Raw genomic sequence first — 22,897 nt, forward strand, 5'->3', positions numbered from 1 at the left:
CCTCCTCGCTCGTCGAGCTCGCGGTGATCCCGTCCATGAGCTCGATAGCTTTTCCCATGATCTCTTGAATGGCTTCGGCCTGTTCGACCTTCTTCTTCAGCCGTTGATTCTCGGCGCGTAACCGCGCCAACTCGGCTCGTTCCTGAGCATCCACGCGGCTCGATCCCTTCGACTTCAGCGCTGCCGACACCATCGACGCCTCAAAGTCTCCCCGATCACGCGAGTGCAACCAGCCCCGCACCGTGGCCCGCGACAGACCGTGCTCGCGCAGCAACCGGGCTCGGCCACCGCGTTCCAACGTTGCCGCATCCCACAACTGCAGGAACTCGACCTTGAAACCGAGTGGATACGACCGCTGCCCACGAGGAGTACGGCCGACCTCGACACTGATAGTCATCACCCATTCCGATCCCCACACACCCCGCCAGGTGTCTCACAAACAGCCTGACAGGATGCGCGCGGATCGGGCGCGTTTACGGAAAAGGGGTGGGTTTGCGGGCGGGGTCAGCGGCGCGCGGTCGGGAGTCGCCAGCCGAACTTCAGGCCGAGCAGACGCAACCCGGTGGCGAGGATCGATCCGACGATCAGCCAGACCCAGTCCGGGACCGGAGTGTGGTACGACCCGACGGCGACCACCGTGGCACCCAACAGTGCGGGAACCGCGTAGAGGTCGGCGGGCTGGAGGAGGAGCGGGATCTCGTTGGAGATCACATCACGTAGGACGCCTCCGCCGACCGCGGTCAGCAGCCCGACTGCGGTGGCGGCGAACGCACTGGCACCCACTTCGACGGCGATCGACGCCCCGGTCGCGGCGAACAGACCCATGCCGAAGGCGTCGAGGACGAGGATCGACCGGCGGAGCTTGGTGAAGGCGGGATGAAAGGCGAAGACGAGCAGGCTGGCGATCGTGCCGGTCAGCACATTGCCGAAGTTCTCGATCGACGAGGGTGGGGTGATGCCGAGCAGCACGTCCCGCAGAACGCCGCCTCCGGCGCCGGTGAGCACCCCGACGGTCACGATGCCCCACATGTCGAAGTCCTTGCGGACACCGACCATCGCACCCGAGGCCGCGAACACCGCGACACCCGCGAAGTTCAAGATGTCGAGAAGCACCTTCCACTCCTGTCACGACGGGGACGACCAGGGCGGCCGGACCACACACGAATGGCCGCCCCCGGTAAACGGGGACGGCCGTCCATGTGAAATTCGCGGTGCCGAGGCGGCAACCGGAAAAGGCTAGCGACGATCCAGATCGATGATGCCCGCGCGAGCGGCCTTCACGAGTCGACGCGGAATCCGCACGGGGACGCCGTTGACCTTTTCTTCCTGCAGTGCCGGGTTTTCCGCCTTCCACTGCGAACGACGGCTACGGGTGTTCGCCCGCGACATCCGGCGCTTCGGTACAGCCATGGTTGAGCCCTTCTCCTACTGTGGTCTGCGTGGCCGCTGGCAACGCAGAGCGTCACCGATCGACCCGAGTCAGTGCGCCAATCGGCCCCCGCGGGCGCGGCACACAACCCGACCAGACTACCTGGCGAGACCGCCCAGCTCCAAAATGGTGGTCGACGCCAACAGCTCGCAGGTCCGCGTCAGAAGTATGACCAGGGACTTTCGACGCCGGTGAGCAGCACCACCAGCCAGTACGCCACCCAGACGACGATGATGAACAGGCCGATGATGATGGCCGTCAGCGCGAGTCCGTCGCCGGTCTGCTTGCCGCCCGACGCCGCGATCTGCTTGCGCGCCACCAGGCCGAGTACGAGTCCGATCAGGCCGCCGATGCCGATGCACACCAGACCGAGCAGTGAGGCGACCAGCGCCGCCACCGCGAGGGTGTTGGTCTTCGGGGTCTCGTCGGCGTGACTCTCACCGTGGAAATTGTCGACGGCGTGCTGGTCGCCCGCCGGTGACTGCCCGTGTGCCTGCTGGGCGTGTGATTGCTGCCCGTACGACTGGTAACCCGGCGGCGGGCCGTATCCAGGCCGGCCCTGCGGTCCGGGTGCCGGCTGCCCCGGCTGTCCGAAGCCCGGCTGCCCATACCCCGACGGACCAGGCCCGCCGTACCCGGGCGGCGGTGCGGGTTGTCCGTGACCCTGCTGGGCATATCCCGGCGGTGGGCCGTACCCCGGCTGCGGGGGGCCACCTGGTCCGGCAGGTCCACCGGGCCCGGCAGGCCCACCCGGCGGCCGCGTCGAGATGACGCGCGTCGAGTCGTACCCCGACGGCGCCGGGCCGGGCGGGGCCTGCGGCGAGTTGGACGCGGGCGGAGCCGGAGGCACGGGCGGAGGCGTCTGGCCCGGTGCCCCCGCGGTACTGATGACGCGGGTGACACCGTCGGCCGGGCTGTGCGACGGCGCCACCTCGGTGCCCTCCGGACCGGCGCCCGGCGTGGAGGTCAGAGGTGTGGCCGTGCCCGGGGTCGACCGCACCGGCTCGGTGGTCTCCTCCGAACCGGCTTCGTCGGACTGGCCGAGGAGTTCCGCCCGCGACACCTTCTGCGTCGGCTCGTACGGAGACCGGGTCGGTTCGGGCGCCGAACCCGGCGACACCTGATCCGACGGGGACTGGGGTGTGGAGGACGGATCTCGTGGATCCCCGCCTCCGGTCGGGTTCGACATCAGATGCCTTTCACAAGCCGTGCGTCGTCGCGGCGCGAGGATCGTTCGTGCGCGGCGCGTTGGCTGCGCAGGTCACAGAGTAGTGAGAGAACGCCTCGAACTGGGCAGAAGTCGACGATCGCAGGCTCAGATCGGCCCGAAATTCGTTCAGTAGTAGTAGACGGAGTCCATCGAGTTGCCGGCGGCGATCAGGATGACGAAGAGCACGATCCACACGATCGCACCCAGGATTCCCAACCCGCCGGTGATGATCCCGGCCAGTCCCATACCCGTGCCGGTCTGGGTTCCTGCCGACTGCTCGACCTCGCGTCGAGCCATGAATCCGAGGACCACGCCTGCGATGCCGAGCGGCAACGCCAGCGGGAAGCAGGCAGCGAGCATCACCAAGGCGACGATGCCGCAGATCAGTGCGCCGATCGCCTTGCCGTTGGTGGACGTCTGCGGGGCGCCATAGCCGTAACCGCCATAAGGCGCAGCGCCGTAAGGATTCTGGGCGCCGTAGGCGGCCGACCCGTACGCGGGCGCCGAACCGGCTTGATACGGATCGCCGTACTGGCCGTAGTTCGCACCCGGCGGCTGGCCGTATGCATTCGGGTTGTACGGGTCCTGGCCCTGAGGCTGACCGTACGGGTTCTGCCCGTAGGGATTCTGTCCGTATGGGTTCTGACCGAACGGATTCTGGCCCTGCGGATCCGACGAAGGGCCCGGTTGGTAGGTCTGCGCGAACTCGGTCGGCGCATGGTCCGGGGAGCTCTGCCCCTGATCGCCCTTGCTGAGGTTCGGACCCGATGCCCCGGACTGCGGTCCAGAGGACCCGGAACTCGGCACCGTCCCCCAGTCGTCCTGGCCCTGGCCCGATCCCTGCCCTGGTGGATATGACACCCGCAACCCCCTCGTTCGATCCGATAAATCCGCTTCTCACCCTGATGAATACACTCGAGCGGTGTCTGGCGTCATCTCCGGCTTCACGGTGATCTTCATAGTAGTCGGGGTCGGTTATCTACTCGGCCGGACACACGTGCTCGGCGACCACGCGCATGAGGTCCTGTCCCGCCTGGTGTTCTTCGTCTTCACTCCGGCACTGCTGTTCCATTCGCTGGTCACCTCGGATCTGTCGGTGATCTTCTCCTCGACTCTGGTCATCGCCGGCGGCAGCGCGTTTCTCATCGCCGGCATCTATCTCGTCATCGCCAAGCTGTGGCTACGACGACCCGTGCCGGAACTGGTCATCGGATCACTCGCGTCGTCGTATGTGAACAGCGTCAACCTCGGCCTGCCGATCGCGATCTTCGTCCTCGACGACGCGTCGTTCATCGCGCCGCTGCTGATGTTCCAGATCCTCATCCTGTCGCCGATCGCATTGGTGACACTCGACCTCACCGCCCTCGAGCCCACTGCCGGCCGTTCCCTCGTCCGCAATTCCCTGATCGCTCCGATGACCAACCCGATCGTCGTCGGCGGGATCGCCGGACTGATCGTGTCGGTGCTCGGGCTGATGCCACCGGCGGCCGTGATGTCGCCGCTGAAGATGCTCGGCGACGCGTCGGTGCCGGCGGCGCTGCTGGCCTTCGGTATGTCGCTCACCGGCGTCCAGGTGTTCAAGAAGGGCGAGAGTCCGCGCCGCGACATCGCGCTCGCCGCGGTGTTGAAGATGGTCGCGATGCCGCTGACCGTGTACGTGATCGCGCGCTGGGGGTTCGGTCAGACCGGTCAGGCGCTGTTCGCCCAGGTCGTGATCGCCGCGCTTCCCACGGCCCAGAACGTCCTCGTCTACGCCACCCGCTACCGGCGGGGACAGATCATCGCCCGGGACACCGCTCTGATCACCACGCTCGCCTCGATCCCGACGATCGCCGTCATCGCACTGCTGCTGGCCTGAGCCCGGCGGCGCGCCGGCCGGGCACCGTCACTCGTCCGGGTGCTCGCGCGGAACGACCTTCACCTCGACGCCGCCCATCAGTGCGAACCCGGTCACGCGCACGACAGGTGCGCCCGGGCGCGGCGACTTCTGCGACTTGCCGCCGAAACCGCCCATGATCCCCAGTCCGCCGACCTCGACGGTCACCCCCTCGGGCACCTTGATCTCGACGCCACCCATGATCACGACGCACTCGACGGTGAGAACGGGTGCGGTGAACTCGACCTCGCGCAGGTCGATCTCGACACCGCCCATGATCGCGGTGGCGGTGAGGGCGTCGGCGACCACCGCCGTCCCCGACAGCTCGCTGCCGGACATGATCGCCAGTCGATGTCGCACCGCGGCGTCGGAGCTCCCGCCGGTCACCCGCGGGCCGGGTGACATCGTCGCCGCCGGCATCGCCACGCCGAGCTGCGCGACCGGGAGGTCGTCTGTCAACTCGTCCAGGTCACCGAAAGTCTTGGCCCTCACCGCTTTTCCCGCACGCTCCTCGTACTCGACGAGCGAGAGGCTGCCGTGGGCCATGGCTGCGGACAGGATTTCGTGTACCAGTTCCCGATCGGCGTCGGCGGCACGCAGACGCGCCCGTCGATCGTCGGGTACGGGCAGATCGCCGGAGGAGGTCACATCTGGAAACCCTAGTGGCCACTCCGCAGTCCGACCACCCTGATTTCCACCCTGAGTCGACCCCGACGATCAGCCCACCGACCGACGCGCGGAGGGGCATAATCCATTCACCCCTACCCCCTGGAGGCGACCCATGGGCCAGCCCTACGATCCCGGCCAGTACGGCCCTGGCAACCCCTATCAGTCGGGCCCATACGGCGCGCCCGGCGGCTATCCACCGCCCACACCGCCCAAGGACCGCAGCGGAATGCGGCTCTGGGGCAAGATCCTCACCGCCGTCGGCATCGTCGTCCTCGTGGCCTCGCTGGCGATCGGCATCGCACTCGCCGTCGGCGGGATCAGCCAGGTGGTCGACCAGGCGGAACAGGCCTTCGTCGTCGACCCGACCGGCGAGCAGAACTACGCCGCCGGAGACACCTTCGCGCTCTTCACCCCGGAGTCGTCGGCCGGCGACCCCTCCTGCGAGATCACCGGTCCCGCGGCCCTGGAGCGCGAATCGGGGGTGACCACCGAGTTCACCTACGACGGCACCCAGGTGAGGTCCTTCGAGTCCTTCGGGGTGAAGGAGTCCGGGACATACTCCTTCACCTGCAGCGACCGCGTGGTGGTCGCATCCATCGACCTCGGCGGGATCTTCAGCGGCGTAGGCGGAGTTCTCCTCGCCGTCTTCGGCGGCGGCTTCGGCGCAGTCCTGCTGTTGATCGGAATCGTGTTGTGGGCCATCGCCGGACGGAAGCCGCGCACCGTCTGATCCGGCGCTCGACTCTTCAGCCGCGTCGACGACTCTTCCGCGACTTCAGGTAGTCACCGACCACCGCGGCACCGAGGCCGTCGACATCGGGGGCGACCACGCGACCACCGATCCGGCGGGCGATCTGATCCATGAAGTGGGCCAGGCCGGGGTCCTCACCGAGACGGAAGAAGGTGACCTGTGCGCCGAGCCGGGCCACATGGTCGAGTTCGCGCACCGTCAAAGCGATCGTCTGCGGGTGCGGCGGATAGAAGAAGAACGGTTCGCCGCTGGGGTCGAGGTGGGCGGTGGGTTCGCCGTCGGTGACCACCAAGACCACCGGCTGTGCGTTCGGGAAGCGACGCAGGTGTCGCTGTGCGAGCAGCAGCGCGTGGTGCAGGTTGGTGCCCTGCTCCATGCGCGGTTGCAGTCCGGTCAGTTCGGCGATGTCGATGGACCGCGCGTAGCGACCGAAGGCGATGAGATGGAGTTCGTCGCTGCGGAACCGGGTGGAGATCAGGTGGTTCAACGCGATCGCAGTGCGTTTCATCGGCGTCCAGCGACCCTCCATCTCCATGGAGAACGACGTGTCGACGAGGAGTACGACCGCCGCCTGGGTGCGGCTCTCCGTCTCGGCCACCTCGACGTCGCGCACATCGATGCGCACGCCTGAACGTGCCATCTCCGACGTCGCGAGCGACGGTTCGGTGGTTTCGGAGACGGTCCGCAACACCGCATTCGACACCGTCCGGGTGACGTCCCAGGGGTCGGTGTCGCCGAACTCCCATTCGCGGCTGGCACCGGTGGGTTCACCGAGCAGACCGGTACGCCGGGTCTGACGATCACCGCGACGGCCCGACAACTGCTCGGCGATGTCCCGGAAGATCGACTGGCCGAGCTGACGCATCGCCTTGGGGCTCAACCGGAGTTGGCCGTCGGCGGTTCGGTCGAAGAACCCTTCCTCCGACAGCGCCTTCTCGAGTTCGGCCAGCATCCGCGCATCGACGGCCGCCTCGTCACCGAGCTGCCGGGCGAGCGCGTCGAGGTCGATGTCGTCCATCTGGGCACCGGCGTACTGCTGGGACAGCTGCTCGGACAGCTGCTCCAGTTCGGAGATGTCACGCAGTGCGGCAGCACCCTCCCCCAGTCCCATCGGCTGGTCTCCCGAGAACGACTGCGCGTTGTCCCAGTCGAGCCCGGGCCGCGCCGCACGCAACTGCGAATCCATTTGGGAGAGTTGGCTCATCAGGTCCGGCGAACCGAATGCCTGCTGCGCCAGCTGATCCAGCTCGGCCTGCTGCTCCGGGGTCAGCGAGTTGTAGAACTGCTGAGCAGCCGCGGCGCGCTGTGCCAGCGAGTCGATGAGTTCCTCGGTGTTGCGCGGGTTCTCCGGGAAGAAATCCCCGTGGGAGTCCATGAACTCGTCGAACTTCTCCGAGGTGTCCTCGCCGCGGTTGTGCGCCTCGAGCAGCTCGTTGAGATCTTTGAGCATGTCCGAGACCCGTTGCCGGTCGGCCTCGGTGGCGCCCTCGAGGGCCTCCTTCATGCCGGCGAACCGCTGGTCGAGCAGCTCGCGGCCGAGGAGGTCCTTGATCTTCTCGTAGTCCTCGCGGGCTCGCGGCTGCGCCAGTTGTACTCCGACAACTCTTCGACGGCCTGCGCGGTCGACGGCGGCAGGCTGCCGATCTGCATCTCCGCGAAGCGCGCGTCGTCGTCGAGGTCGCGGGCGAGTTGCTTGCGCTCTTCGAGGACGGCGCGGTCGAGCAGTTCGCGGATCTCGGCGAACGTACCGTCGAGGTTGCGCTTCTTCAGCAGTTCCTGCCGACGCCGGTTGACCTGTTCCCGGAGCTTGTCGAGGCCGCGCATGTTCGGGGTGCCACGACGCAGCAACTCCCGGAGGGCACGCTGCGGCGACGCACCGGCCATGACGTCGTCGCCGATCGTCTCCAGCGCCTCACGCAGATCCACCGGCGGGGCGAGCGGATCGGGACCGCCGGTGTACCGCTGGTAGCGCGAACGATGGAAGCTCTTGCGCGCCAATGTGTTCTCCCTCAGCCGTAGATGGTCTGGCCGGCCTCGTCGGCTTCCTTGCCGATCCGACGCGCCAGGAACAGACCCTCGAGTGCCAGTTCGACGGCACTCGCGCGCTCGCCCTCGATGTCGGCGTCGAGACGCTCGGCGATCGCGTCGAGCACGGTGCGGGTGGTCTCCGGGGACGGAATCGAACCCAGGAAGTCGCCGGCCCGGACACGGTCGCCGGTCACGACCGGTTCACCGTTCTCGAGCGCGTCGACGAGCGCTGCCATGTCGATGCCGCCGAGATGGGCTCGCACGGTGTCGGCGACGGACTTGCGCATGAGGTGCTCGAGGATCTCCAGCTCGCGCCCCTCCTCGCCGGACTCGAACTCGATCTTGCCGCGCAGCACCTCGACCACCGACTCGAGATCGACGACGCGCGCGACCGCCTGCTCCTCACCGGTGACCGCTGCGCGGTGAAGTGCCGCGGCGGCAACGGTTTCCGCAGCCGCGATGGAGAAGCGTGCGGAAACACCCGAACGCTGGTCGATGGACGGATGGTCGCGGGCGTAGCGGGTGAAGCGCGCCAGGATCTCGGTGATGAAGGTCGGGACGCTCGCGGTGAGGTCGGCCTCCTGCTCGATGACGGCGACCTCGTCGTCGAGTTCGAGCGGGTAGTGCGTGCGGATCTCGGCGCCGAAGCGGTCCTTCAGCGGGGTGATGATGCGACCGCGGTTGGTGTAGTCCTCCGGGTTGGCGCTCGCCATCACGAGCACGTCGAGCGGAAGCCGCAGCGTGTAGCCGCGGACCTGGATGTCGCGCTCCTCCATCACGTTGAGCATCGACACCTGGATGCGCTCGGCGAGATCCGGGAGCTCGTTGATCGCGACGATACCGCGATGTGCGCGCGGGATGAGTCCGAAGTGAATGGTCTCCGGGTCACCCAGACTGCGACCCTCGGCCACCTTCATGGGGTCGATGTCGCCGACGAGGTCGGCCACCGACGTGTCGGGGGTGGCCAGCTTCTCGCTGTACCGCTGCGAACGGTGACGCCACTCGATGGGCAGATCGTCGAGCAGGTTGGCGGCCTTGCGGATCGACGCCGGGGTGATCGGCTCGTACGGGTGCTCGCCCAGCTCGGATCCGGCGATCACCGGCGTCCACTCGTCGAGGAGTCCGACGAGGGTCCGCAGGATGCGGGTCTTGCCCTGGCCTCGCTCGCCGAGCATCACGACGTCGTGGCCGGCGATGAGTGCGCGTTCGAGCTGCGGGATGACGGTGGCCTCGAAGCCGACGATCCCCGGCCAGGGGTCGCGGCCCTCGCGGAGAGCGGTCAGCAGGTTGTGGCGGATCTCGTCGCGCACGCTGCGCTGCACGTGGCCGCTGGCACGCAGTTCACCCAGGGTGCGGGGTGACGGGTGGCGGGTTTCGGTCGACTGAGAACCATGGGTGGTGAAGTTGTCCTCTGGCACGTGATCCACGCTACTCCGAGTTGTGATGTGCGTGCGTGCGGTCGAGCTCAGGCAGCTCCCGGCGACCAGGCCGGGTCGCGGCCGACGAAGCCCATCAGGCGGCTGACGGCGTCGGCGTCGGCGGGCACCTCTACCGCGGGTCCGTACTGTCCCGAGCCCCGCAGGAGTTCGTCGATGGGGATCATCCCGTCGAGGAGCATCCTGGCGTAGTCGGGGTCGAGGTCCGGGGTGACGCCCTGCGACCGGGCGAGGTCCCAGGAGTGCATGAACACGTCCGCGGTGTAGAACCGGTCGACCGCGTCGGCGAGGCGGTGCTCCCCCGCCATCGGGTGGGTGAACGTCTCCTGCGCCGACGGGCCGTCGAGCAATTGCTGGACGGCCGCCGCATGCGCCGACCATGCTCCCGCGGGGTCGTCGGCGACGTCGGGTCCACCCGGCAATCGCACGCCGCCGGCGTCGAGGAATCCGGTGAACCAGTCGACGAGGTGGGCGACGACATCCCGTGCCACCCAGCCGTCGACCGGCGTCGGTGCATCCCAGTCGGAGACGCCGGCGATCGCGTCGGCGAATCCGCCCGCGACCTCTCGATGCCGAGCGGCGGGGTCGAGTTCGGTGAGGCCCATCGGCCTACAGCTCCCCGGATGCGAGCAGCTTGTCGATCCCGGCGTACCCCTCGTTGACGCCGACCTCCATGCCCGACGACAACCAGCCGTCGCGTGCTTCGAAGCTGTCGCACAGGGATTGGGCGTGCAGGCGCGTCGTTCCGTCACCCAGGTCCTCGAACCATAGTGTCTCCAGCGACACCTGGTCGGGCATTCCCAGCCAGGTGAAGGTCTGCACGATCTTGTCCTCGCCCACGGTGTGGAAGCAGCCGCGGAATCCGTGCTCCTGCCCCTCATGCGTGGAGATGTAGTGCCAGCTGCCGCCGTCGCGGACGTCCCATTCGACGATGCGGTTGGCGACAGAGTCCGGACCGTTCCAGCGAACGAACAGTTCGGGATCGGTGTGCGCCTTCATGAGCTGAGCCGGCGTACCGCGGAAGTCGCGGGTGATCCGGATGATCGGCACCTCCTTGTCGGCTTCGATCGCGGCCTCGGGGTAGCGGGTTCCGGTGGTGCTCATGACGCCTTTCCTTTCCTGATTGTCTTCTCGTCCTCAACCTCGGGACGTTCCGCCTCGGGTCCGTCGTTCATCTCCGCGAGCAGGACGTCGAGGCGCTGGTAGCGCTCCTCCGCCCGCTGCCGGTACCGCTCGATCCACCTGGTCATGAGGTCGAACACCTCTGCTTCCAGATGGACCGGACGTTTCTGGGCCTCCCGGGTTCGGGTCACCAGACCGGCGTCCTCGAGCACCTTCAGATGCTTGGAGACCGCCTGGATGCTGACGTCGTACGGCTCGGCGAGCTGGGAGACCGTCGCGTCGGACACCGCCAGCCGCGCGACCATGTCGCGCCGGGTGGGGTCCGCGAGTGCGGCGAACACCTTGGACAGCTCGTCGGCCATTCGCCCTCCTCAACCGTTCGGTTGAATACGACGATGCGCCTGTCCGCGCGCCTTGTCAACCCCTTGGTTGAATACGCGGGGCAAAAGAAGATCCGTATGACGTTGCGCCCGACTACCGGGCACAACGTCATACGGACCTCGGGTAGGGGGCGGCTCAGGCAGGTCCGACAGGCGCGTCACCGCGCAGCGTGATGCGGTGCATGACCCGACGGTTGTCGCCGTAGTCGCGGTTGGCGTAGTGCAGGGTGTTGCGGTTGTCCCACAGCACCAGGTCGCCGAGACGCCAGCGGTGGCGGACGATGTGCTCGGGCTTGGTGATGTGCGCGTAGAGGAGGTCGAGGATGCCGCGACTCTCGGCTTCCGAGACGCCCTCGATGTGCGAGGTGAAGCCCGGGTTGACGAACAGCGATCTGCGGCCGGTTTCGGGATGCACACGCACCACCGGATGGCTGACCGGCGCGAGTTCGGTGACTTCTTTTCCGTCCCAGGTATTTCCGCGCCCGTTGCGGCGCTGCTTGAGGTAGTAGCCGAATTCGCGGCTGCCGTCGTGCACGGCGGTCAGCCCGTCGACGAGGCGTCGGATCGGCTCGGACAGTGACAGATACGGGAGTTCGGCGTCGGCCCAGTTGGTGTCACCGCCGGTGCGCGGCAAGACGACCGGGCGCAGGATCGAACCCATCGGCGGACGCGGCATGAACGTCACGTCGGTGTGCCACACGTCGGCGAATCCGTTGTCGGCGCTGTCGAGTTCATAGACCTCGTCCGGCACGTCCCCGCTGTCCCACACCGGATGCCCGAAGGTGAGGTCGCCCAGCCGATTTCCGAACTCGATGTGCGACGCGTCGTCGAGCTGCTGATTCCGCAGCACGATGACCTTGTAGTCGATCAGCGCCTGACGGACGGCCCGCACCTCGTCGTCCGACGCCGTGGCGACGTCGAGGCCGCGGATCTCGGCTCCGAAGCTGGGCCCGAACTCGTCGACGTCGAGTTCGACGCCCGAGGAGACGATGCCGGCCGCGGGAGCGGCGGTCCGAGCAGCAGAGGTGCGGACGTCAGAAACGGGATGGGAGATGGTCATGAGGGTTCCTTCTCGAGGATGACTGGTGGGGGCGAGGAGCGACAGCCGCCGGCGGGGACCCATGGTGGGATCCGTCGGACCAGTTCATCGAGTGGACCGTCATCAGACGCATCGACTCCGTTCCGTCCGCCGGCCCGGTACACGACTTGCTCGACGAGCAGTCGTGGTGCGGGGCAGACGGCGCGAAAACGGACACCCGTACTTTCTAATCCCCCGTCACCCGCTCGGACAGGGTTGCACCCAGGGTGAGGAAAACACCCGCGGCACCGCCGAGGACGCTCAGCCGACCGCGAGCCACACCGCGAGGCCGAGACCGCACAGTCCGACGACGATCCGCAGCGGGCCGGCGGGCAGGCGTTTGACCACCGGCGGTCCGCACCAGCCGCCGAGGAGGCAGCCGATCGCCATCGCGAGGGCCGCCCACCAGTCGACGGGCCCGAAGATTATGAAGCCGACCGCGGCGACCGCGTTGGCGACGCCGAGGAACAACGACTTCGACAATGCTGCACGCCAGAGCGGCTCGCTGGTGACCACCAGCATCAGAGCGAGGATCATGATGCCCGCGCCGGCGCCGAAATATCCGCCGTAGATGCAGATCAGCGTCAACCCGACGACGAACACCCAGGGACGTTCGGCGTGCGAGGTCGCCCACCGCCGCAGGACCGGTTGTACGAGAAGCGCTGTCGCGGCGACGGCCACCAGGAACGGAACCAGCGCCTCGAAGGCCTCGGCGGGCGTGAGGAGTAGCAGTACCGCGCCGATGGTCCCGCCGATCAGGGCGGCGATCAGCCCGATGACCAGGCGGCGTCGGTCGCCGTCGAGCAGGGCCCTCCCCGACTGGGCGGTGCTGCCCACCCCGACCGCGACGAGTGCGACCGTGTTGGTCACATTCGCCGCGATCGGGGTGAGACCGACCGCGAGAAGTGCGGGATAGCTGACGATGGACGCCAGCCCGGTGATGTATCCGATCAGGCCCGCGCCGAAGCCGGCGACGACCAGTAGTGCGAGATCAGTGAGCGAAATGGCGTGCCCCGGTGAGGTAGAGCGTCACGCCCGCCTCGTCGGCCGCCTCGATGACCTCGTTGTCACGGATCGATCCGCCCGGCTGCACGACCGCCTTGACGCCCGCCGACAGCAGCACCTGCAGACCGTCCGGAAAGGGGAAGAAGGCATCCGACGCGCCGACGGACCCGGCCGCGCGATCGCCGGCACGCTGGACGGCGAGGTGAGCGGAGTCGACACGGTTCACCTGACCCATGCCGACGCCGACCGAGGCGCCGTCGGAGGCCAGCAGGATGGCGTTCGACTTCACCGAACGACAGGCGCGCCAAGCAAATTCGAGGTCCGCGAGGGTCTGGGCGTCGGCCGGCGGACCGGCGACGAGGTTCCAGTTCTCCGGGGTGTCGCCCTCGGCGTCGATGACGTCGCGCTGCTGGATCAGCAGGCCACCCGAGACCGGCTTGGTCTCGACCCCGGTGGCCGACGGCGGCGTCGCCACCAGCACGCGGATGTTCTTCTTACGGGTGAGGACCGAGAGGGCGCCGTCGGCGAAGCCGGGCGCGACGATGACCTCGGTGAAGATCTCCGCGACCTGCTCGGCCATCTCGACGGTGATCTCGCGGTTCGCCGCGATCACGCCGCCGTAGGCGCTGACCGGGTCGCAGGCGTGGGCCTTGCGGTGCGCCTCGGCGATGTCGGCGCCGACCGCGATGCCACATGGGTTGGCGTGCTTGATGATCGCGACCGCCGGGGCCTCGAAGTCGTAGGCGGCGCGCCACGCGGCGTCGGCGTCGGTGTAGTTGTTGTAACTCATCTCCTTGCCGTGCAGCTGCTCGGCGGTGGCGAGGCCACCTTCCCCGGCGTTGCGACGTAGAGAGCGGCGGCCTGGTGCGGGTTCTCGCCGTAACGCAGCACGGCCGAACGGTTCCAGGTGGCACCGGCCCAGATCGGGAACTGCGAATCGTCCTCGGGCGCGACGACACTCGACATCCACGAGGCGACGGCCACGTCGTAGTCGGCGGTGTGGCGAAACGCCTTGGCGGCCAGCTTCTTCCGGTCGGCGAGGGTGAACCCGCCGGCCGAGATCGCCTCGGTCACCTGTCCGTAGTCATCGGGGCTGGTCACGACGGCCACCGACGGGTGGTTCTTGGCCGCGCCGCGCACCATCGACGGGCCACCGATGTCGATCTGCTCGATGCACTCGTCGGGGGTCGCGCCCGAGGCGACGGTCGCGGTGAACGGGTAGAGGTTCACGACGACGAGATCGAATGCGGCGACACCCAATTCGGCGAGCTGGGCGACGTGGTCGTCCTTGCGGGTGTCGGCGAGGATGCCGGCGTGCACCTTCGGGTGCAGGGTCTTCACGCGGCCGTCGAGGCATTCGGGGAAGCCGGTCAGGGTCGAGACCTCGACGACCGGGACACCGGCGTCGGCGATGGTCTTGGCGGTCGATCCCGTCGAGACGATCTCCACACCGGCGGCCTGGAGTGCGGTCGCGAGATCGGCCAGGCCGCTCTTGTCGTAGACACTCACCAGCGCGCGCCGGATGGGTCGGCGGGCGCTGTCAGCGGGCTGTGTGTTCACGGGATGCGGGCCTTTCGTCCATCGATGACTACTCCACGGGTGACCAATGCGGTCACCACTTCGGCGAGCAATACGCGCTCGACCGTCTTGATGCGTTCGTGCAAGGTGTCGACGGTGTCGTCGTCGTCGACCGTGACCACCTGCTGCGCCAGGATCGGGCCGGTGTCGACGCCTTCGTCCACGAGATGGACGGTCGCACCGGTGACCTTGACGCCGTAGTCGAGTGCCTCGGGCACGCCGTGCGCCCCGGGGAACGCCGGCAGCAGGGCGGGATGGCTGTTGACGATCCGTCCACCGAAGCGTCCGAGGAATGCGGGGCCCAGGATTCTCATGAAGCCCGCGGTGACCACCCAGCCGGGATCGACGGCGGCGACCGCCTCGGTGAGTGCGGCGTCCCACGTGGCGCGGTCGGCGTGGTCGGCGACGCGGCAGGTGATCAGCGGGATCTCGTTGCGATGCGCGATCTCCTGGGCCCGGCAGACGCGGTCGACCACGATGGCCGCAATGGTGAACGGGGCGTCGTCGGCGGCGGCACGGGCGAGCAGCGACTCGAGCAGAGAACCGGTACCCGACGCCATCACCACGACGGGTGTTCGTACGGGCGCGGTCTCCGATGTCACGCCTGCGAGCCTAATAGCAGCACGTCGAGCGGGAATCGGCGGGTCTCAGCGCCGACGTCCGGCACCTGGTGTTCCCGGGTAGAGGTCATAGTCGGCGTCGTCGACGAGGTCGCCGTCGTCGAGATCCTCGGCCGGGATCCGGTTGGCCGACGGCGCAGCATCGTCGCCTGCGGCGCGCTCGAACCCCGCGCCCTCGTACTCCGCGCCTTCGTACTCCGCGCCTTCGTACTCCGCGTCCTCGTACTCTGCGTCCTCGTATTCACCGTCCTCACCGACCGCCTCGACGTACTCTTCGTCGTCGGCGTCGGCGTACTCGACGTAGTCGTCGTCCTCGTCGAGGTCGGCGACGATGACGTATTCGTCCTCGAAACCGAGGTCGTCCGGGTCGTCGAAGTACTCGTCCCCGACTGCGGCGCGGGCGGCCCGGGTCGACGGCAGGAAGGCGTAGACGATCGCGAGGAGGATGCCGATCACCGCGATCCAGCCGAGCGTGAACACGCCGGCGGCGGAGACGGTCACCGCGACGTCGCCGAACTCGCCCAGCGTTCCGCCGGCGGCAGCGGTCAGGATCGCCATGGCCGACGCGGCGACGGCGGCGGCGACGCCGATCGAGCGCACATGGGCGACCGGATTCAGGTCGCGACAGCGCCAGGCCACGAAGGCCGCGACGGCAGCGGGGGCGATCAGCCCGAGTAAGCCCCACCTACCCGCACCGGCTCCCTCGGGTAGGACCGCGAGTGCGGGCACGGGCGGGACCGCTCCACCGCGGACCGCGAACAGGTCGACGGTCATCGCGCCGATCTGGACGTCGGAGCCGACGAGGACCGCGGTCGCGCCGATCATCAGGTTCGGCAGATACAGCAGGGACAGCAGGCTGAGCCCGAGGAAGCCGTCGAAGTCGTAACCGGTGTCGATCAGCTCGCCGACCGCGGTGTGCCGCATCAGCATGCGTAGGCACACCAGCACCGCGCCGGCGACCACCAGGGCCAGCACGGCGACGAGGCCGTATCGGAAGCCGCGGCGGTCGGCGTAGGACATCCCCCACCGGGCCGCGAAGTCGTGCCGTCGCACCCACGTGCCGCCGGCCAGCGCCGCACCACCGTGGATGCCGATCGTGTAGGCGAAGGCGATCAGCGCGTTGGGCGTCTGCACCGGCAGCACCGATCCGCCGTCCATGACGATGGCCAGCGACATCGCGGTGATCAGCAGCGGGCCGACGGCCGCCGAGCACACCACCGCGCCGACGTCGAAGAGATCATGTGCGGATCGTTGCGTGGGTCCGCTGCCACCGATCGCGCGGGCCGTGAGACGGGCGGTGCCGATCGCGACGACCAGGGTCGGCAGCAACGGCAGGACGCCGATCGTGACCCCGCTGATGGTGACCGGCACCTGGTGGATCGCCAGCCAACTGGAGGCGATGGCACTGGGGAGGCCGGTGAGTCCGCTGCCCGCGAGCAGCAACACCGTCAGCATCACGACGATGAGCGTGACCAGGGCGAGCGCGGGAACGGTGAACGCGACCACGGCCAGTTGCCGGGCCGAACCCTCGACGTCGTTGCGCTGGGCACGACGGGATCGTCGCAGTGCACGCAGCTGCGACGCCAGGTTCTCCGCGGTCGAGTCGGGCCTGAAGGTGGGCATCGTCATGAGCGTGGCACATCTCGGCCGCCGGGCCGTCGGGGACGCGCCGCGATGAGACGGAAAGCGTCTCACGTCACCGACACGGTGCCGAGGAACGAGAGTGCCCCGCCGACGTGTGTCGGCGGGGCACTCTCGATGACTTGATCAGCTACCGCTGCTGGTGGGCGGTTCGGGCTTCTGGAAGACCGTGGTCGAGTGATCGGCGGCCGGGCCGGCCTCCGACTCACTTGCGGAGGCGCCACCCGACTGCGCACCACCGGAGGCACCTGCCGAGTACTGGCCGGGGGTGTAACCGCCGTAACCGGACTCGCCAGGAGCCGACGCCTGGCCCGACTGTGCGCTCGGGTAACCGCTCTGGCCGGTGTCGGAGGCCTGCGAGTACGCGGACGGATCGTAGTTCGCCGAGGACTGCTGGCCGTACTGCGACTGTCCGCTGCCTGCGCCGTACGCGGAGGCCTGGGCGTCGCCGTGGGTCTGGGCCTGTCCGGCGGCCTGCTGGCCCGCCGATGCGTCGGAGCCCGACGTCGCAGTAGCGATCGGTCCCGTGGCCGACGAGGGCGCCGCGAGCGCGGGGGCCACCTTGACGACGCCCGCCTCGACGAGCAGCCACACGATCGCGAGGAGCGCCGACAGCAGGGAGAAAATCAGCAGGACGATGGCGCCCGAGGCGTTGTTGTCGACGCTGAGGAACAGGAACAGCGTGATCAGGAAGGCCGGGATGGTCAGCCCGGCGACGATCGGTGCCGCGGCGACCTTCACGCCCGGGATCAGCGATATGAGCGCAAGGACACCGGCGACGGCGACGAGCGCGTACGGGGCGTTGAACGGCGTCTGGAACAGCTGCACCGAGAAGTCGTAGGCCCGTGCGGCGGAGAGGAAGCCGGAGAACAGCACGACGAGACCGAACAGCCCGATGACACCGGCGAGGATCGTCGGGGTGAACGGAGGCAGACCCTGGCTCGGCGGCTTCGTCGGCTGTTGCTGCTGGCCGTACCCGTACTGTCCGTAGCCCTGCTGCTGGCCGTACTGCTGGCCGTAACCCTGCTGCGGATTCTGGCCGTACTGCTGGCCGTAACCCTGCTGCTGGCCGTAGTGCTGCTGGCCGTAACCCTGCTGCGGATTCTGGCCATACTGCTGCTCGTAGCCCTGCTGAGGGCTCTGCCCGTAGCTCTGCTGACCGCTCTGCGGGTACTGCTGGCCGTACTGGCCGTGGGACTGGCCGGACTCGGGCTGCTGCCCGTAGCCCCCCGTTGGATACGTCATGGCGATCTCCTGGTCGGCTCGTCTGGGTTATCTGGCTCAGGTCGCGCGCCGGTGATGACGGCATCGGCCGTCACCGCCCCGACGGGCACAACACCCGGCCCACGGTAGTACATGTGACCGGCGGGTCATATGGACCGTTCGACGCCTGCCGTCGACGACACCGTCCACGCTACCGATGCCCGACGATGTCGCGCCGCGGCCGTGCACAGCCGTCACCAGCGATGAGCTCGGCCCTGTTCGGCGTACCAGTCGACGAGCGAATAGTCGTCCACCGACTTGGGATCGATGTTGACCTCTGACCGGCCGGCCAGAATCGCCGTGACCGGAACCTCGAGTTTCTTCCCGGTGCGCGTGTGGGGAATGCCCGGGACCTCGATCACCTCATCGGGCACATGTCGTTTCGACAACCGGTCACCGACCGCGGCGGCGATCCGCGCGGTGAGGGCGTCGTCGAGAACGGCACCGGGGACGAGGGTGATGAACAGCGGCATCCAGTAGGCGCCGTCGGGCCCGTCCACGCCGAGGACGAAGGCCTCCGCGATCTCGTCGAGCGACTCCACGACCTCGTAGATGTCGGCTGATCCCATGCGGATTCCGTGCCGGTTCAACGTCGCATCGCTGCGGCCGTGGATGACCAGGGAGCCGCGTCCGGTCACGGTGACCCAGTCGCCGTGTCGCCAGACCGGGCCGTCGGGGTGGGTGGTCGGCCCGTCCCATTCGTGGTCGAAATAGGCGGAGCGGTAACGCGCGCCGTCGGGGTCGTCCCAGAAGTGCACCGGCATCGACGGCATCGGCGCGGTGACGACCAGCTCTCCGACCTCGCCGACCAGCGGCGTACCGTCCGGCGCCCAACTCTCCAGCGCTACACCGAGATAGCGCACCGACAGCTCGCCGGGTACCACCGGCACCCCTACCGATCCGCCGGCGAAGGCCGACACGATGTCGGTCCCGCCGCTGATCGACGAGATCGGCAACCCCCGCTTCACGTGGTCGTCGACCCAGGTGAAGAGGTCGGCGGCGAGCGAGGAACCGGTGCTGCCCAGGGCCCGGAGCGCCGACAGGTCGTGGTCGCGGCCCGGTTCCAGCCCGGCCTTGCGCGAGGCCTGGAGCTGCCCGGGCGAGGTGCCGAAGTAGGTGACCTTCTCGTCGGCGACGATCTGCCAGAGCTTGTCGGCATCCGGATAGAGCGGCGAACCGCTGTAGCAGACGATCCGCGCGCCGCAGAGGAGTCCGGCGACCTGGTAGTTCCACATCATCCAGCTGAGCGCGGTCTGCCAGAAGAAGACGTCGTCCGACGACAGGTCACCGTGGAGCGCACCGGCTTTGAGGTGCTCGACGACGACGCCGCCGTGCCCGTGGACGATGCCCTTCGGGCGGCCGGTGGTGCCCGAGCTGAACAACACCCAGAGGGGATGGTCGAAGTCGACGAGCACAGGTTCCGCGTCGCCGGCCTCCGCGGTGAGCGCGTCGGCGTAGTCGATCCGCGTCGTGCTGTCCGCCGTCGGGTCGCCCGCGTCGCCGCCGATCGTGATGTGCGCGACGAGTTCCGGCAGCAGGCTCGCGAGTTCGGCGCTGTCCGAACGCTTGTCGATGTCCTTGCCGCCGTATCGGTATCCCGCGGCGCTGAACAGGATCTTCGGCCGGAGCTGCCCGAGCCGGCTCGCGGCGCCCTGCGGCGCATAGTCCTGGCCGCAACCCGACCAGATGGCGCCGAGGCTGGCGGTGGCGAGGAAGGCGACGACCGCCTCGGGGATGTCGGGCAGGTAGGCCGCGACAACATCGCCGGTTCCGATCCCCTGTGCCCGAAGCGTCGCGGCCAGGGAGGCGACCAGGCCGGGGAGTTCCGACCAGGCGATCTCGGTCCGTGCCCCGGCCTCGTCGAGTCCGACGACGGCGGCGCCCGGAAGGTCGGCGTGGCGCAGGATCTGGCTCACGTAGTTCAACCGGACACCCGGGAACCACTGGGCGCCGGGCATCCTCGGATCGGCGAGAACGGCTGCGTCACCCTCGGCGAGGGGTTCGGCGGCCAGGGCGTCGAGGTCGAAGAACTCCCACACCGCTCGCCAGAACTGCGCGGGCTCTCGTACCGACCACTCCCACAGCTCGTCGTAATCCGCGGCGGCCGTGCCGAACCGGTTCTCGACGTGCCGGCTGAACCGCTCGATCGCGGCACCGGTCATCGCAGGTCCTCCAGGATGTGCGTGGCCTCTTCGCGCATCGCGACCTTGCGCACCTTCCCGGTGACGGTCATCGGGAATTCCTTCACCACGTGGACGTATCGAGGGATCTTGTGCCGAGCGATCTTGCCGTCGGCGAAGGCTCGGACGTCCTCGACCGTGAGGTCGGTGGCGTGATCGCGGAGCCGGACCCACGCCATCAGTTCTTCGCCGTACTTCTCGTCGGGGACGCCGATCACCTGGGCGTCGAGGATGTCGGGATGGGTGTAGAGGAATTCCTCGATCTCTCGCGGATAGATGTTCTCGCCGCCACGGATCACCATGTCCTTGATCCGGCCGGTGATGCGCACGTACCCGGCGTCGTCCATCTCGGCGAGGTCGCCGGTGTGCATCCACCCGTCGGCGTCGATGGCCTCGGCGGTCTTCTCCGGATCGTTCCAGTAGCCGGTCATCACCGAGTAACCGCGCGTGCACAGTTCGCCGGTCTCGTTGCGGCCGAGGGTCTCCCCTGTACCGGGTGCGACGATCTTGATCTCGAGATGCGGACCGACCTGACCCACGGTGGTGACCCGGAGTTCGAGCGGGTCGTCGACCCTGGTCTGGGTGGACACCGGCGACGTCTCGGTCATGCCATAGCAGATCGAGACCTCGCTCATGTGCATCCGATCGACCACCTGACGCATCACCTGCTCCGGGCACGGCGAGCCGGCCATGATGCCGGTACGCAGCGACGACAAGTCGGGTGCGTAGCCGTCCGGGGCGGCGTCGAGCAGTGCGAGTTCGGCGATGAACATCGTCGGCACGCCGTAGAGGCTGGTGCAGCGGTACTCGGCGACCGCGTCGAGCGTGGCCTTCGGGTCGAAGGCGGGACCCGGGATCACCATGGCCGCACCGTGACTCGTGGCGGCGAGGTTGCCCATCACCATGCCGAAGCAGTGGTAGAACGGCACCGGCAGGCAGATGCGGTCGTCAGCGGTGTAGTCGAGCAGCTCACCGACGAGGTAACCGTTGTTGCCGATGTTTCGATGCGACAGAGTCGCGCCCTTGGGGAATCCCGTTGTGCCCGAGGTGTACTGAATGTTGATCGGGTCGTCGGCGGACAGCGAGGCGGCGATCTCGGCGACCCGTGCCAGTTCCTCGTCGGACGGGGCCGCGGTCAGTTCGGTCCACGCCGCGGACTCGAACGTCACCACCTCCCGCAGATCCGGACAGTCCGGACGGGCCTCCGCCAGCATCGACGCATAGCCGGAGTCCTTGAACCGTTCGGCCGCGAGGACGACGCTCGTGCCGGACTGTTTCAGGGCGTAGGAGACCTCGTTCTGCCGGTAGGCGGGGTTGAGGTTGACCAGGATCGCGCCGATCTCGGCGGTGGCGTACTGGACGAGCACCCACTCGAAGCGGTTGGGCGCCCACAGTCCGACCCGATCCCCCTTCTTCACGTCCGACCGCAGCAGACCCGCGGCCAGCGCCCGCACGTCGCGGTGGAACTCGACGTAGGTCCACCGACGCCCCGAGGGGGCGTCGATGAGCGCGACGCGATCGGCGTACTTCTCGACGGTCCGCGCCAGGGTCACGCCGATGGTGTCCGTCAGCAGAGCAGGACTCTGCGGCCCGTGGGTGTGGGCGAGGTTCTGGGGGTGAGCGTCATTGCTCATGAGCGGGCTCCGGTCTCTCGGTGGTGTCGGGGGAACGAGGGGTGTCGGAAAGCGTTTTGGCGCAGCGGGATCAGGCGTGGATCAGGCGTCGGCGTCGGCGGGGCGTTCGGCCACGCGGGACAGCACGACCTCCGCCTGCCGGAGCACCGGGCCGTCGATCATCTGACCGTCGAGGCTGAAGACCCCGCCACCGTGTTCGGCGGAGCCGTCGATGACCTTGCGCGCCCACGCGATCGACTCCTCGGACGGCTGGTAGCCGGCGCGGATGTGCTCGACCTGCGACGGGTGGATGCACGCGGTCGCGGTGTAACCGAGGGCCACCGCGTCGCGAACCTCGGCGACGAGACCGTCGACGTCGTCGATGTCGAGATGCACCGAGTCCACGGCGAACTTGCCGTGCGCCGCGGCCGCGATGCGGACCATCGACCGGACCCAGGCGGCGACGTCGCGGTACTCGCCTGCGCGCGGCTCCCCGGGCCCGAACCGGCTCGACGTCCCGCCGAGTCCGGCGACCAGGTCCTCGGCGCCCCACATGAGGCCGATGCAGTTCGACGTGGCGGCGATGTCGTTGGCGCGGGTGGCACCCAGCGGCGTCTCGATCAGCGCGATCGTCTGGAACGCGGTGTCGAGGATCGACGCCACGTCCTCCGACTTGGCCTGCATGACGACGCGGTAGTTCGTCTCCGAGACCGCGGCGAGGTCGCGGCGGTAGTCGCCGGTACCGGCCGGGTTGATCCGCACGATGGTGCGGTCCGGGTCGATCGGGTTGGCGATCAACGCTTCCCGTGCGGCGGCACGATTCTCCGGCGAGACCGCGTCCTCGAGGTCGAGGATCACGACGTCGGCACGGTCAAGGGCCTTCTGGTAGCGCTCGGGCCGGTCCGCGGGGCAGAACAGCAGTGCGGGCCCGGCCGGCAGCCAGGCGTTGGACAGCTGGGAATCGCCCAGGCTCGATCCGCTCACGAGCGAATTGTCGGCGGGTCCGTCGAAGAACATC

20 protein-coding genes and 2 pseudogenes are annotated in these 22,897 nt (G+C 68.3%); 2 read left to right on the top strand and 20 right to left on the bottom strand.

The window, feature by feature from the left end; translation table 11 throughout:
• From BJF87_RS15175 to BJF87_RS15195, 5 genes are all read right to left on the bottom strand, one after another.
• On the bottom strand, window positions 1-397 hold a 397-nt coding region (locus tag BJF87_RS15175), incomplete at its 3' end, for a hypothetical protein (protein WP_075862664.1).
• 107 nt (window positions 398-504) lie between these two features.
• Window positions 505-1,113 (bottom strand): trimeric intracellular cation channel family protein, encoded by a 609-nt coding sequence (locus tag BJF87_RS15180; protein ID WP_040004240.1) that lies wholly within the window; start codon window positions 1,111-1,113, stop codon window positions 505-507.
• A 123-nt stretch (window positions 1,114-1,236) separates the two neighbouring features.
• Entirely contained in the window at window positions 1,237-1,410 is a 174-nt protein-coding gene (gene rpmF / locus BJF87_RS15185) for a 50S ribosomal protein L32 (RefSeq protein WP_005193867.1), read from the bottom strand.
• Window positions 1,411-1,589: 179 nt separating this feature from the next.
• Complete coding sequence (locus BJF87_RS15190) at window positions 1,590-2,618, bottom strand: DUF4190 domain-containing protein (RefSeq protein ID WP_075863467.1); 1,029 nt, start codon at window positions 2,616-2,618, stop codon at window positions 1,590-1,592.
• Between the two features lie 147 nt (window positions 2,619-2,765).
• Entirely contained in the window at window positions 2,766-3,500 is a 735-nt protein-coding gene (locus BJF87_RS15195; RefSeq protein WP_075863468.1) for a DUF4190 domain-containing protein, read from the bottom strand.
• A gap of 61 nt (window positions 3,501-3,561) precedes the next feature.
• On the opposite strand from BJF87_RS15195, the gene BJF87_RS15200 reads away from it, so the two are divergent.
• The gene (locus tag BJF87_RS15200; RefSeq protein ID WP_075863469.1) at window positions 3,562-4,497 is read left to right on the top strand and encodes an AEC family transporter; all 936 of its coding nucleotides are present in this window, start codon (window positions 3,562-3,564) and stop codon (window positions 4,495-4,497) included.
• Between the two features lie 27 nt (window positions 4,498-4,524).
• On the opposite strand, the gene BJF87_RS15205 is transcribed toward BJF87_RS15200, so the two are convergent.
• Window positions 4,525-5,163, bottom strand: coding sequence for a DUF1707 domain-containing protein (locus BJF87_RS15205; protein ID WP_006359675.1), 639 nt, complete (start codon window positions 5,161-5,163; stop codon window positions 4,525-4,527).
• Window positions 5,164-5,296: 133 nt separating this feature from the next.
• Between BJF87_RS15205 and BJF87_RS15210 the strand changes: the two genes are divergently transcribed.
• Window positions 5,297-5,914, top strand: coding sequence for a hypothetical protein (locus BJF87_RS15210; protein ID WP_006359676.1), 618 nt, complete (start codon window positions 5,297-5,299; stop codon window positions 5,912-5,914).
• Between the two features lie 16 nt (window positions 5,915-5,930).
• Here BJF87_RS15210 and BJF87_RS15215 read toward each other — a convergent pair.
• From BJF87_RS15215 to BJF87_RS15280, 14 genes and pseudogenes are all read right to left on the bottom strand, one after another.
• A pseudogene (locus BJF87_RS15215) lies at window positions 5,931-7,933 on the bottom strand (VWA domain-containing protein).
• Between the two features lie 11 nt (window positions 7,934-7,944).
• On the bottom strand, window positions 7,945-9,390 hold the full coding sequence (locus BJF87_RS15220; RefSeq protein WP_042376656.1) for a sigma 54-interacting transcriptional regulator: 1,446 nt from the start codon (window positions 9,388-9,390) through the stop codon (window positions 7,945-7,947).
• Window positions 9,391-9,428: 38 nt separating this feature from the next.
• Window positions 9,429-10,004, bottom strand: coding sequence for a maleylpyruvate isomerase N-terminal domain-containing protein (locus BJF87_RS15225; protein ID WP_042376654.1), 576 nt, complete (start codon window positions 10,002-10,004; stop codon window positions 9,429-9,431).
• Window positions 10,005-10,008: 4 nt separating this feature from the next.
• Window positions 10,009-10,503: an SRPBCC domain-containing protein gene (locus BJF87_RS15230; protein WP_042376653.1), complete on the bottom strand. Its 495-nt coding sequence runs from the start codon at window positions 10,501-10,503 to the stop codon at window positions 10,009-10,011.
• Window positions 10,500-10,883, bottom strand: coding sequence for a helix-turn-helix transcriptional regulator (locus tag BJF87_RS15235; protein ID WP_075863470.1), 384 nt, complete (start codon window positions 10,881-10,883; stop codon window positions 10,500-10,502). Before BJF87_RS15235 ends, BJF87_RS15230 begins: the two co-directional genes overlap by 4 nt.
• A gap of 154 nt (window positions 10,884-11,037) precedes the next feature.
• A complete protein-coding gene (locus BJF87_RS15240) occupies window positions 11,038-11,961 on the bottom strand; it encodes a TauD/TfdA family dioxygenase (RefSeq protein ID WP_075863471.1) in 924 nt (307 codons plus the stop codon).
• A gap of 279 nt (window positions 11,962-12,240) precedes the next feature.
• The gene (locus BJF87_RS15245) at window positions 12,241-12,984 is read right to left on the bottom strand and encodes a sulfite exporter TauE/SafE family protein (RefSeq protein ID WP_075863472.1); all 744 of its coding nucleotides are present in this window, start codon (window positions 12,982-12,984) and stop codon (window positions 12,241-12,243) included.
• A pseudogene (gene purH, locus BJF87_RS15250) lies at window positions 12,971-14,544 on the bottom strand (bifunctional phosphoribosylaminoimidazolecarboxamide formyltransferase/IMP cyclohydrolase). Before purH ends, BJF87_RS15245 begins: the two are co-directional and overlap by 14 nt.
• On the bottom strand, window positions 14,541-15,164 hold the full coding sequence (gene purN, locus BJF87_RS15255) for a phosphoribosylglycinamide formyltransferase (RefSeq protein WP_075863473.1): 624 nt from the start codon (window positions 15,162-15,164) through the stop codon (window positions 14,541-14,543). The pseudogene purH and the gene purN overlap by 4 nt, the downstream one beginning before the upstream one ends.
• Window positions 15,165-15,209: 45 nt before the next feature.
• Window positions 15,210-16,805 carry a DUF6350 family protein gene (locus BJF87_RS15260; protein ID WP_075863476.1) on the bottom strand — a complete coding sequence of 532 codons (1,596 nt, stop codon included), beginning with the start codon at window positions 16,803-16,805 and terminating at the stop codon, window positions 15,210-15,212.
• 144 nt (window positions 16,806-16,949) lie between these two features.
• Window positions 16,950-18,068, bottom strand: a complete 1,119-nt coding sequence (locus tag BJF87_RS15265) for a DUF5336 domain-containing protein (protein WP_075863474.1) — start codon at window positions 18,066-18,068, stop codon at window positions 16,950-16,952.
• Window positions 18,069-18,280: 212 nt separating this feature from the next.
• Window positions 18,281-20,248 (bottom strand): acetoacetate--CoA ligase, encoded by a 1,968-nt coding sequence (locus BJF87_RS15270; RefSeq protein ID WP_075863475.1) that lies wholly within the window; start codon window positions 20,246-20,248, stop codon window positions 18,281-18,283.
• The gene (locus BJF87_RS15275; RefSeq protein WP_035755602.1) at window positions 20,245-21,900 is read right to left on the bottom strand and encodes an AMP-binding protein; all 1,656 of its coding nucleotides are present in this window, start codon (window positions 21,898-21,900) and stop codon (window positions 20,245-20,247) included. Before BJF87_RS15275 ends, BJF87_RS15270 begins: the two co-directional genes overlap by 4 nt.
• Window positions 21,901-21,981: 81 nt before the next feature.
• Window positions 21,982-22,896: a CoA ester lyase gene (locus tag BJF87_RS15280; RefSeq protein ID WP_005201196.1), complete on the bottom strand. Its 915-nt coding sequence runs from the start codon at window positions 22,894-22,896 to the stop codon at window positions 21,982-21,984.
• Window position 22,897: the final 1 nt, after the last annotated feature.

It is taken from the genome of Gordonia sp. CNJ-863, from assembly GCF_001942325.1.
In the GTDB taxonomy this organism is placed as follows: Bacteria; Actinomycetota; Actinomycetes; order Mycobacteriales; family Mycobacteriaceae; genus Gordonia; species Gordonia alkanivorans.